This window comes from Vibrio sp. 10N.222.52.C12 (assembly GCF_041474215.1).
GTDB lineage: Bacteria > Pseudomonadota > Gammaproteobacteria > Enterobacterales > Vibrionaceae > Vibrio > Vibrio crassostreae_C.
In genome coordinates, this window is the sequence record NZ_JBFRTR010000178.1 from 1 (window position 1) to 503 (window position 503).

1 protein-coding gene is annotated in these 503 nt (G+C 39.6%); it reads right to left on the minus strand.

Annotated features, from left to right (window positions below; translation table 11 throughout):
• Positions 1-406, minus strand: a 406-nt coding sequence (locus AB4623_RS23255) for a hypothetical protein (protein ID WP_372147443.1), incomplete at its 3' end; no start/stop codon positions are given.
• Positions 407-503 lie beyond the last annotated feature (97 nt).

The window sequence follows — 503 nt, forward strand, 5'->3', positions numbered from 1 at the left end:
AAGCCAATTCAACGTTTTTCAATACTTTGAACTCTTCTCGAGTACAACCGCGCGCCACGGAAACCCAATGGTCGCCAGTTTCATCGGCCCCTTTAAACTCTGCACGCAACTCATATCGTCGCCATGTAACAAACGCCAAAATAAAGGTCAGTGCAAGCATTGGTAAACCGAACTGAGGAACAAATGCCCAAGTCGCCGCCGAGAGGACTAAAGCCAACGAAACGATATTGATTGCGTTTTCTTTAAGACCCAATTGACGAATTTCTAACTGTTTGATTTTACGTAAGCTATACACATCTTTTTTAACTCGGAGTTCATCAGAACCCACCAGAAAGTCTGATGCTTTATATGACCTACGAAGTCGCACTAAATTCGCTAACCTGTTGCGTGTTTGGTTCTTATTCATCGCCTTTCTCCATGTTATTTAAAGGTTAGTAAAAACTAATATAATCATGAAGTTAATGAACGAATGCTTGTTTTATAAATCAAACCAATATTAAAAT